This is a genomic window from Streptococcus sp. 1343, assembly GCF_013277355.1.
In the GTDB taxonomy this organism is placed as follows: domain Bacteria; phylum Bacillota; class Bacilli; order Lactobacillales; family Streptococcaceae; genus Streptococcus; species Streptococcus pseudopneumoniae.
The window spans coordinates 1-11458 of record NZ_VMMT01000013.1 but is presented as its reverse complement, the minus strand read 5'-3'; the positions used below and the strand labels follow the sequence as shown (position 1 = coordinate 11458).

Below are 11458 nucleotides of genomic sequence, written 5' to 3'. Positions count from 1 at the left end.
AGCGGACTCTGTAGCTACAGTTCCAACTTGTCCATCCCTAAATTCTGGAACAGCCTCATACTGTCCGTTAATCACTTGTATTTTTGATGGATTCTCTATAAAATTCGGTGCAATCGTATAATCTACCTTTTGTTGATCTATTGGAGTGGCTACTGATTTCTCTTGATTACTTACCTTAGAATCAGAAGTCGTTTTTCCCTCTTTGATATATCCAATATAAGTGTAACCTGAAATATCTTTAGGAAGAGGTAATTTTTCTCCAGAGGTCAACTCATAGTCAGTATTGTAATTCAGTAAAAGATTATTTTCTAAAGCATGGGCTGATACTAGGATACCGTTTCCTATCCCTGCAACCAATACTAAATGTAATACCGTTTTATTCTTAATTTTTTTCTTGGAAACAGCAAAAACTAAAATCCCCAGAGCTGCTAAACTAGCACCAGCAACTAAGGCTTGCATCTCATTCTTGCTTCCAGTATTTGGTAATTCCGCCAGTTGATTTTGAGAATTTAACTTATAAACAAGATAATAAGTCTCATCATCATTCTCCACGTATGTCGGAATATCATATACAAGCTGCTTCTTTTCTTCTGATGATAGCTCTGACTCTGTCACATATTTGTAGTGAACACCTTTAGTCTCTTGAGCAGCCACAGATGAACTAGCTAATACAGACATAAAAAATAAACTCGAAATCGTTGCAGATACAAGTCCTACTGATAATTTTCTAAATGAAAAACGTTCTTGTTTTTCACCAAAATACTTTTCCATTATTCCTCCTTGAAATAAAATTTTAAAAATATGTAAGCCTAACTTTTTTATATTAGTGTACTATCTATAAAAAAGGGAACATACTTTAATTATACTCTTTATTTAGCAAAAAGTCTTAAAATTGAGTTGCGTTTTCATACTTTTTTTATATATAAAATACCAAGTAGTAGTTTTGCAATTCCCTATTATTTTTTGGATAAAATGTAACCTACCATGAAATTTCCACGGCAGGTGTTACTCATATCACTAATCGTTCTAAAAATGGTTTGATGCAGTTGAGGAGAACTCCTTCTATCCAGCTTTCTTGTGCTGAGGATAGATGTTCTGTCTGAAGGCTTTCTTTTAAAAAGTCTCGGACTTGTTCTGGTGCGATTTCAAACTCAAAGGCTTTCATTTTATAGAAAAAGTCTAGCAGATGGTCTGATAAGTATTCAGTTGAAAAAGGCACTTCTCCACTTTTTCGATATTCTAATAAGAGCCGAGCAAAGCGGGCTTTTTCTTCAGGAAGCTCACGAAAATAGGAATTGAGGAGCCAGGTCTGCTTCTGCTTTCTTTCAATTGGATCCTGACTAGCAATTCGTTGGTCTTTTTCCAGCTCTTTTTGGTATTGTTTGGCCTTGATAGCCCGTTCTGTCCGATTTTTACCAAAAAGAATTTTCTCCCACTTGCGTTCTTCTTGAGTCAGGGTCTCTGTAAAGCCAAAGTAATCTTGATAAGCACGCTCTGCGGGTCCCATGGCTAGAACCAGATTGTCTGCATATTGCTTGGCGATTTTATCCCTCTTCTTGCGTTCTTTCTCTGCCTGGATACGAAGTTCTTGTTCGTAGTCAATTTTCTCCTTGCCTAGCTTGACAAGGTAGAGTTGGTCATCTGGTTTTCCAAGTAAAAAGGGCTTGATACACTTTTCAAGGACTTCTTCCATCCGAGCTTTTTTCTTTGGCTCCGCCTTGGTCCAACTTCCTCCTTGAAAGACTTCTAGGAAAAGCTGGTAGTCTCTCTCAGGTGCAAATTGATTGCCACGATTGGGTTTGAAAACATCTTTTTCCCAGAGCCATTTTAAAAGTCGCTCGTCAAAGTCACTTTTATTGACCTTGATTTTCTCCTTTTTATGGGCTTTTCTGGTCAGATTTTCAACCTTTCTGAGCAGTTTTTCTTCCTCTTCCAGTTGCTGGTCAAGGGACAATCGATGAAAATGACGAACACAGTCGCTACCAATTGGAAAGAGGCGTTGACCTGTGACACCGTTAAAGAGTTCGTAGGCGTACTTGATGGCATTTCCACAGACACAATTGCTACGGCCAATACCGTTAAAAATCAAGGAAACTTCATTCCATTCCTTGGTAGCTTGTTCCCAAGTATCCGCTTTTGAAGCCTGTAAAACTGCATCATACAGGGATTTTCTAACTGGAAGTGTCATGAGGTCTCCTTTCTAATATTCAATGAAAATCAAAGAGCAAACTAGGAAGCTAGCCGCAGGCTGCTTAAAACACAGCTTTGAGGTTGTAGATAAGACTGACGAAGTCAGCTCAAAACACAGTTTTGAGGTTGCAGATGAAGCTGACGTGGTTTGAAGAGATTTTCGAAGAGTATAAATTATACTTTTACAACTTGAACCTCGTCTTTACCGAGTAAAATCAAGTATTTTTCAATATTTTCAATCGAATAGGCTCGTGATAAAGCCTCTTCGTATAGAGCTAACTGACCACGATAGCGGTCTACGAGTTGACTTGGTTCATCATAGCGGTCTGTCTTGTAGTCGAACAGAACGATTCTATCCTCATAAAGCAGATAGCCGTCCAAGATTCCACGGACAACAAAGTCTTCCTGACTCTTTTGGTCTCGTTTGAGCATGGAGAAAGGTTGCTCGCGATAAAGATGGTTGGTATTAGCGATAATTTCCTGACCGAGTGCTGTGTCAAAGAAAGCAAGAATTTTATCAAGATTAATCTTGTCTCTGACAGCTTGGCTAGTTTGAACTTGTTTGAGTGTTTCTGTTAGGCTAGCAAGCGTTGGTCTCTGGCTGAGATCCATTCTCTGCATGAGTTCGTGGGTAGCACTACCAATCTCAGCTCCTGTTATCTTTTCTTTGCTTGAAAAATCTGGTAAATCAAAACTAATTTTCTTGTCTACTGACTGGCCTTGACCTGCAATCTCGACACCTTCCATATCCATAACAGGTTCGTAGAATTTCTTGATTTGACTTGGGGTTTGAACACTAGGAAGTTCAATGGCTGCGCGGTGAAGAGTATTATAAATTTCCACTTCTTTCAGCATTTCAAGGGCTTCTTTGATGGTATCTGATTGACGATTGTCTGCTTGGGAGCTATCTTGGAGTGGACTCCTGGTTTCCAACTCTCCGATGGCTTCTCTAGTCAACTGATCTTCTCCAACAAAACGATAACTAAAGTTGAGATAATCCTTGGCAAACACTTTACTGATAGCCCAAATCCAATCTTGGAAATTCTTGCCTTGAAGTCTAGTGTTACTATTTAGTTTTCCATTTTTGGCTGCTGGGTATTCCTTGGCTTCCAGCTTTTCACGAGAACCCTTGCCGACAAGATAGAGCTTTTTCTCAGCCCGCGTCATGGCAACATACAGTAGACGCATCTGCTCTGAGTAGCTTGCCAGCTGTAATTCTTCTTCATTCTGTATATAAGTTAGGCTAGGAATAGAGAGTTTGATGGTTTTAGGATAGTGATCTTCCACTGCTCCTGTCTCCATCTTGGCAATATACTTAAGTCCTAGTCCATTTTTACGGCTGAGAATGACCTCTGACATGCTGTCTTGCTTGTTGAAATCTTGATCCATATTGAGGATAAAGATGTAAGGAAACTCCAGCCCTTTACTCTTGTGAATGGTCATGAGTTCCACTGCATCTTTTGGCGGTGCGACGGCCACGCTTGCCAAATCGTGCTGGGCTTCTAAGACTTGGTCAATCATACGAATAAAACGCGACAAACCCTTGAAATTGCTCTTTTCAAACTGATCAGCACGCAGTGCTAGGGCATAGAGATTGGCCTGTCTAGCAGGACCATTTGGCAAAGCTCCAACATAGTCATAATAAAAACGGTCGTTGTAAATCTTCCAAATCAAGTCATAGAGAGAGTGGGTTTTGGTATACAAGCGCCAAGAAGCTAGTATATCCATGAATTGCTCTAGTTTTTCAGCTAGAGCTGTGTGAATCAATTTTTTCTGGCTGCTCGCCTGTTTTTGAGCATTTACTAGTTTCTCATAGAGATTTTCTTGGACTTTATCCTCTGCTTTCTGAAGGGACAAACGTGCTAACTCGTCCTCATCAAAGCCAAACATTGGAGACTTCATAAGGGCAACCAAGGCATAGTCTTGCAGGGGATTGTGAATGACACGAAGGGTGTCTAGCATGACTTGCACTTCTAGGGATTGGAGATAATTGTTTTGCTCTCCGTCAGTTTTAACAGGAATCCCGTACTCAGACAAGGCGAGGAGAATCTGGTCATTACGACTGCGACTGGAGGTCAGAAGGGCAATTTCTTTAAAAGCAACACCTTTTTCCTGATGAAGTTTCAGAACCTCCTTGATGACTAATCTCATCTCACCAGTTAGTTTCGTTTCTGTTTGACTCTCTTCTTCCTCACCTGTGTCGTTCTTGTCGTAGAGGAGAAATTCAGCCTTGTTCTCAGTATTAGGAGTCAGTTTGCTATTGGCAAAAACAAGCTGGTGCATGTTATCATAGTTGATTTCGCCGACCTCTTGATCCATGAGACGTTCAAAAACATCATTGGTTGCTGACAGCACTTCTGAACTGCTACGGAAATTTTCCTTGAGGAGAATGAGCTTGCCATCTTTTGGATTTTGCGCATAGCGTTGGAACTTTTCATTGAAAATCTGCGGGTCTGCCTGACGGAAACGGTAGATAGATTGCTTGATATCCCCCACCATAAAGCGATTGTGGCCATTAGACAGCAATTCCAGCATTCGTTCTTGAATATGGTTGGTATCCTGATACTCATCGACCATGACTTCGTGGAAACGCTCCTGATAAGCTTCACGGACTTGCGGGAATTTCTCTAAAATCTCAATGGTGTAATGGCTGATATCAGCGAATTCAAAGGCATTTTCCTGACGTTTACGCTGACGATAAGCCTCCACAAAATCGCTCATAAAGGTTTGGAAGGTTTTAGCTAGTTCCCATGTGTCTTGATGATAACGTTCTTGATAGTCGAGAATGGTTATCTGGTCTGACAGTTGTCCTAGTTTAGCAAAATGGGTCTTTCTCTCCTCGTTGTAGGCATCGGTCAGTGGCTTCAAATCAGCCTTACGACTGGCATTAGTCAGGGCCCGGCCGTTTTTCTCTTTCGAAATTGCGACAACACGCGCAAGTACTGCCTGATAAGCCTGACTATCGGACTCCTGATTTAGGGAGCCAATTTCATCCAGAATCAACTGAACATTTTCTAAATAGGCAGCTTTGGGAAACTCCTTGGCATCGTTATCCAGATGGTAACGGAAAAAGCTTTCCAAATTCCAAAGAGCTTGTTTGATTAGCTCAGTCAGTTTTTCTTTTTCATTGGTAAAATCAACCTCTTCAAAGCCTTTGAGGAAAGATTCACTCAGCCATTTTTTAGGATTACTGGTGGATTGGAGGAAGTCATAAATTTTATAGACTTGCTGGCGCAGCCCCCGTTCATCTTTTCCACGTCCAACAAAGTTTTTCAGCAAATGACTAAAGGTCTCTTTCTGCTTACCTTGGTAATGGGCTTCAAAGACCTCGTGGAAGACTTCGTTTTTTAGAAGGAGTTGCTCGCTTTGGTTTTGTAAAATACGGAAATTAGGCGCAATATCAAGCAGATAGCCATGTTTACCAAGGAATTTTTGTGTAAAAGAGTCCATGGTTCCGATGGCTGCGTTGGGTAGGTCTGCCAACTGGCGACCCAAGTGTTGTTTGAGGTCAACGTCATCGCTTTCTTGGATTTGTTGGCTGATTTTTTTCTCCAAGCGTTCTTTGAGTTCAGTCGCAGCCTTGACGGTAAAGGTTGAGATAAAGAGTTGAGAAATTTCGACACCACGCGCCAATTGGTCCAGAATACGCTCGGCCATGACAAAAGTCTTACCAGAACCAGCCGACGCTGAGACAAGGATATTTTGACCAGAAGTGTAGATAGCTTCGATTTGCTCGGCAGTTTTCTTTTGTTCCTTGCTCGAATTTGCTTCTGCTTCTTGCAGTTTTTGAATTTCCTCCTCAGTTAAAAAGGGAATAGGCTTCATCGATTCAACTCCTCTCTTATTTTTTCAAACCAAGCTTGCTTGAGTTTTTCTCCGACCAGACGCTTGCCATCAGCTAGGTCCAACTTTTCTAGGAAACGGGCTTGACCCAAGTGGTAATTGGCTTCAAAACCTGTGATGGATTGATGTTGCTGGACGTAGGGGGCAATGCTTCTGCCATTTTCGGTATAAGGATTAATGGCGAACTGGCCTGTTAAAATCTTCTCAGCTGCTTTCTTGTAAAGATGGGCATTGTAGTCCAGTAGGAGCTGGAATTCCTCATCTGTCAGCTGATTAGACTTGTTTTTATTGTAAAATTCACCCAAATGACTGCTTTCTTTTTCTAAAAAGAGTCCTTGGTATTTCATAGACTTGCTGGCTTCTACTACTGCACCTGCCAAATTCTTAACGGTCAACAGAGATTGGACAGGTTCAGCCATTTCCAAGTACATGGCACCGAAAAAGTTCTGCTCCCCCTCTCTTTTTAGGGCAGCTAGGTAGGTTGGCAGTTGGGAATTAAGACCATTAAAGAAATGAGGAAATTGGAACTGGGTCAGACTAGACTTGTAGTCTACTACTCCTATCGCCCCATCAGCTTTCAATCGGTCAATGCGGTCAACCTTGCCTCGTACAAAGACACTGCGTCCATTGTCCAATTGAATAAAGGCCTGCTCTTTCCCACCGAAATTCGCCTCTTCTTTGATGGTTTCAATAGCTGGATTGTGACGGAGAATGTGGCCAGTCGTCCGTGCCACATCAAGCAAAACTTCCTTTGTAAACTGGGCTTCCAAACTTTCCTGATAAATAGCCTCAAATTCCCGTTCCTGACTGGTTTCTTGGATAGCCTGTTCCAAACGTTGGTCAAAGGAATCTTCGTCAGGCAACTGCAAGGCACGTTCAAAAATGCGGTGCAAGAAATTTCCGTGACTACGAGCATCTGGACGTAGGCGCAATTCCTCCTGCAGGCCTAGAACATAACGGAGGAAATAACTGTATTGGTTCCGGTAAAACTCCGTCAAACCAGATGTAGACAGGTAAAATTCCTGTTCAGCAGGATAGAGAGCCTGTAAGGTATCCTTAGCCAACTGCTTACTGCTTGGACTGGTTGGGATAGCAGGATTTTCCAGACCTTGCTGGTCAAGTTTTTTACCCATGATACGCGCCAGAACCTTGACAAAGGTCAAATCTTGCTCAGTATCGCTCATCTCACCCTGCTGGTGATAGGCAACCAGACTAGACAAAAGACTGTGATAGGACCCCATATCCTCCTTAGACAGTCCTTTGTGATTCATCCTCTTCTCTCTCCGCCTAAATCCAAAATGGATCAACTCTTGAAGATAGGCAGATTCCTTACTTTCACTTTCGTTAAAAAGGCTTGGAGCCGACAAGAACAACTGCTTACGAGCAGAATTGACCAAGGAAAGCATAGTGTAGCGATTTTTCTTGAGATTTTCACTGCTGGCAATCAGTAATTGAACGCCTTCTTCGGTCGTTTGGTTTAGGTTTTGCCTTTCTTCATCTGTCAGAAGACTGGTGTTTTGAGAAATTTTTGGTAAATTGTCCTGAGTTAGTCCAATAGCATAGACAAAGTCAGCAGTCAATGGTGCAATCAAATCGTAACTCTGCACCAGAACAGTGTCCACTGTTGCTGGAATGGTACGGTATTGGGACAAACTCATTCCAGAATGGAGCAAGGCTAGGAAGTCTTCCAGACTAACCTGTGAACCAGCAAAAACAGTCGCAAATTGTTCTAAAACATGGCAGAAAGTCTTCCAAACTTCGGCTTGTCTTTCCTGTTCTACAGCTTCCAAAGTGGTTGTCAAATCTTGTAACTGCTTGGTCACAGCTCCTTCTTTTAGAAAGACACTCCATTTTTGTAGGAGGTTTTCAGCCTTTTGTTTTCGGCTGGCAAAGAGGGTTTCAAGAGGTGTTAAAATACGCAGACGAAGAACATTTAAACGTTCCAGATTAAATTTTCCATGGTGGGATTTGGTAAAGGTTTGCTGAAAGGCTGGCAAGCCATTGATACCAAGATAGCGGATATATTGCTCAAAAGCATCAATATCAGCCTGACTAAGGTCGGTATACAAACCTGTTCTGAGAAGATTAATCAAATCCTCCTGACGGAAACGATAGCGTTTCAAAGCCAAAATAGACTCGACAAACTGAGTTAAAGGGTGGTGCGCCATGGATTCGCTTCTACCAAGATAGAAAGGAATCTGATACTGGTCAAAAATCGTTTTTAGAGATAATTGATAAGAAGCTACATCCCCCAAGAGAATACGAAAATGTTTGTAGCTCAGGTCTGAGTTCTCATGTAATTTCTGACGAATGCTGCGGGCTACTAGCTCCAACTCCTCCTTTTGCGTCAAACAAGACCAGATTTGCAGGTTTTCACGGCCCTTCTCATCGACATCCAAAGCGAGTTCTGAAAAGTCATAAGAAGACTCCAACAAACGAGAGGCCTTGTCAAAGCTATCCATCTTCTCATGAGTTTGAGAATAGTCCTGAGCAGGCGTTTGGTATTTAGAGGCCAGATGATGGAGAAACTCCACACTAGCTTGATAGAGATTGCCTTCAGCGAATGCACTGGTATAAGCTTTCTTACTACCATAAGCCCCAATGACAATCTCAACACCCTTGCCGTGAAGTAAGTCTACAATTCGCTCTTCCTCAGCAGAAAAACGGGTAAATCCATCAATAACTAAAGCGATTTGAGTAAAATCACTACTAACTTTGTCATTCTCAATAGCCTCAATCAAATGGGACAACTGACTTCCCTGAGCCAACTGGCTTTGATTGAGATAAGCCGTTACCTTCTCAAAAATCAAGAGTAAATCGGCCCTCTTGTCCTCATCCGTCAAACTCTCCAAGTCCAAAAAACTCATTTGAGCAGTCGTCATCTCGTGGTAAAATTCAATCAACTGCTGGATAAATTGAGGATCCTGCTTGATAGCTCCATAAACACGCAAGTCCTTGGGGTCAAGTTCTGCAAGGCATCTGTAAAAGACCATCCCAAGACCGATGTCATCTAGACTAGTCTTGGCAGGCAAGTCATTCAAGACTAGGTAACGAGCCATTTGAGCAAAGCGCGTGACGGTAATCGCAAAAGAAGCCTGCTGGGACAAGCATTCCAGCACGGCGCGTTCCTTTTCAAAAGAAAGAGAGTTGGGAGCGATGTAGAAGACTCGCTTGCCAGCAACAACTAGCTCCTCCGCCTCTCTGGTTAGAATTTCAGTCAAAGAAGTCCGAATATCAGTATAAAGTAATTTCATCTCTGCCTCGTTGGAATTTTTCATTACCCTATATTATACCATGATTAGTCTCGTAAATCTGTTAAAATATTTAGGCTATCCATTCTTTTCTTCATCATCTGCTAAATATTAAATACTTAGCTTTACTTGTATATAGAATAAATCTGCCTACTGAAAATCACATAATAAAAAAATCCTCGGTAACAAGGCTTTGAGTTTTATGATTGTTCCTTAGGTCCAGAGTAGACTTCAATGTGTTGTCCTAGTACCTTGATGTCGACTGGTAGATTATCTGATTTATCACCATCGACATCGGACTCTAATTCGATATCAGAAGAAATTTTAATAGTAGGTGCTTTTATATATTCAATATTCTTGATAGAATGATTGAACTATAGTAAATTGAAACTAGAATAGTACACCGTGGATGCTAAAATATTTCTAGAAATTAATTTGATTTCCCTAATCAAGCTGTTCGTATATTATTTCAACCTACTATAAATCGTCTAAGAGAAACAACCGATAAGAATTGGCACAAAAGCGACCGTATTTTTGTTACCAATACAGGAAAACCAGTTCATAGTTCCGTCTTGAGCAAGTCTCTCCAGCGAGCAAACGAACGCCTTAAAAAACCAATTCCCAAACATCTGTCCCCTCACATCTTCAGACACACCACTATTAGCATCTTAGCAGAAAATAAAATTCCTTTAAAAACAATCACGGACGGGGTTGGTCATTCCGACTCTGAAGTCACTACTTACATCTACACCCACGTCACAAAGAACATGAAAGATGAAGCAATCAATGTACTGGATAAAGTTATGAAAAAGATTTTTTAAAAAGTTTTGCCTCTCAAAATCGAGTAGGAGATAATCTCTAGCCCCTCTCACACCACCGTACGTGCCGTTCGGCATACGGCGGTTCAACTAACTTTTAACGCATGTCGTTCAAGGTAATAATCCAAACACGAAACCAGTCCACGTTTTTCAAGGACTGGTTTTGATATAGCACGTTTAAGTACCGACTTCTGAGCTACTAATTGATAATGGTCACCCCAGCCAGATACCTTATCTGCTATCCATTTAGGAACTCCTAACTTAAGCAATCCCCATAGTCGTCTCGATTTTTTCTTCCATTGCTTCCAGATAATCACTCGTAGGCGAGTACGCAAGCGCTCATCTATGCTGGTGACAATACTTTTCATGTTTCCCAATGAGAAATAGTTTATCCATCCTCGAATGGACAAATTCAGTTGTTCAATACGTCTTGTTAGGTCTATACTCCATTTCCTCTGTGTTAGTTTCTTCAATTTAAACTTAAATCTCCGAACACTATCTTGATGTGGACGACTTTTCCAACCAGATGATGATTTCCAGAACCCAAAACCTAAGTATTTCAGCTCTCTTGGTCTGGTAATCTTAGTCTTGGTCATATTTACTTTCAAACCTAGCCGTTTCTCAATAAAACGACTAACTGAATACATCACACGCTTAGCGGCTGCCTCGCTTCCGACCGTCATCACACAATCATCTGCGTAGCGCACAAATCGAAGTCCCCTCTTTTCTAATTCCTTGTCCAATTCATTAAGCATGATATTGGATAAGAGAGGAGATACATTTCCTCCCTGTGGTGTGCCAACTAGCGTTTTATGATGCTGACCGTTAATGATAACACCTGAATGAAGATACTGACGAATCAAGGATTCCCTATCTCCGTCTTCGATAATATTATGTACTAAGGACATCAATCTATCTTGAGGAACCCTATCGAAAAATTTCTCTAGGTCTATATCCACTATCCACTCATAGCCGTCATTTAAGTACTCTAAGAGCTTGGACAATGGCTTGTTGGATTATCTTATCCATCACTGTCGGAATCCCAAGCTGAAGGACACCTCCATTGGGTTGGGGGATTTCAACTCGCAGGACTGATTGAGGTTTGTATTTCCTCTGTTTTATCAGTTCTTTAGTCAGGCGCCAGTTTTGTCTGAGATAATTATCCATCTCTTCGATAGTCATTCCATCAATCCCAGCTGAGCCCTTATTGGATTTTCCTTGATTGTAGGCTTCCAGCATATTTTCGCGTGATACTATCTTATCTAGCAATTTTGACATGTGCCTATTCCTTTCTTGTTTTGGTGCCTGAGGGACATCTTATATTGGTGAACCTTCATCTAGTCAATACGTGACAGA

General features: G+C 41.3%; 6 protein-coding genes and 2 pseudogenes. 2 read left to right on the top strand and 6 right to left on the bottom strand.

The features are described from left to right. Both HT709_RS01945 and HT709_RS01940 read right to left on the bottom strand, forming a co-directional pair. Positions 1-771: YSIRK-type signal peptide-containing protein (locus HT709_RS01945; protein WP_240156664.1), on the bottom strand; the 771-nt coding region annotated here is incomplete at its 3' end. A 238-nt stretch (positions 772-1009) separates the two neighbouring features. Further along, complete coding sequence (locus tag HT709_RS01940) at positions 1010-2188, bottom strand: hypothetical protein (RefSeq protein ID WP_054393189.1); 1179 nt, start codon at positions 2186-2188, stop codon at positions 1010-1012. Positions 2189-2210: 22 nt separating this feature from the next. Here HT709_RS01940 and HT709_RS01935 point away from each other — a divergent pair, with 22 nt between their 5' ends. Continuing rightward, the gene (locus HT709_RS01935; protein WP_000692919.1) at positions 2211-2342 is read left to right on the top strand and encodes a hypothetical protein; all 132 of its coding nucleotides are present in this window, start codon (positions 2211-2213) and stop codon (positions 2340-2342) included. Positions 2343-2364: 22 nt separating this feature from the next. Here the strand turns inward: HT709_RS01935 and addA are convergent, their stop codons facing one another. From addA to HT709_RS01920, 3 genes and pseudogenes are all read right to left on the bottom strand, one after another. After that, positions 2365-6015: a helicase-exonuclease AddAB subunit AddA gene (gene addA, locus HT709_RS01930; protein ID WP_172925460.1), complete on the bottom strand. Its 3651-nt coding sequence runs from the start codon at positions 6013-6015 to the stop codon at positions 2365-2367. Further along, the gene (rexB, locus tag HT709_RS01925) at positions 6012-9287 is read right to left on the bottom strand and encodes an ATP-dependent nuclease subunit B (RefSeq protein ID WP_138703671.1); all 3276 of its coding nucleotides are present in this window, start codon (positions 9285-9287) and stop codon (positions 6012-6014) included. Before rexB ends, addA begins: the two co-directional genes overlap by 4 nt. A 197-nt stretch (positions 9288-9484) precedes the next feature. Next, a pseudogene (locus HT709_RS01920) lies at positions 9485-9640 on the bottom strand (diacylglycerol kinase family lipid kinase); the annotation flags it as partial. Positions 9641-9745: 105 nt separating this feature from the next. Here HT709_RS01920 and HT709_RS01915 point away from each other — a divergent pair. Continuing rightward, complete coding sequence (locus HT709_RS01915) at positions 9746-10105, top strand: tyrosine-type recombinase/integrase (protein ID WP_078929799.1); 360 nt, start codon at positions 9746-9748, stop codon at positions 10103-10105. An 83-nt stretch (positions 10106-10188) separates the two neighbouring features. Here HT709_RS01915 and HT709_RS01910 read toward each other — a convergent pair. Further along, positions 10189-11380, bottom strand: a pseudogene (locus tag HT709_RS01910) (group II intron reverse transcriptase/maturase). Positions 11381-11458 lie beyond the last annotated feature (78 nt).

Coding starts and splice junctions, on each gene's coding strand:
- addA (WP_172925460.1), bottom strand. CDS start 6,015: ATGAAGCCTATTCCCTTTTTAACTGAGGAGGAAATTCAAAAACTGCAA.
- rexB (WP_138703671.1), bottom strand. CDS start 9,287: ATGAAATTACTTTATACTGATATTCGGACTTCTTTGACTGAAATTCTA.
- HT709_RS01935 (WP_000692919.1), top strand. CDS start 2,211: ATGAAAATCAAAGAGCAAACTAGGAAGCTAGCCGCAGGCTGCTTAAAA.
- HT709_RS01940 (WP_054393189.1), bottom strand. CDS start 2,188: ATGACACTTCCAGTTAGAAAATCCCTGTATGATGCAGTTTTACAGGCT.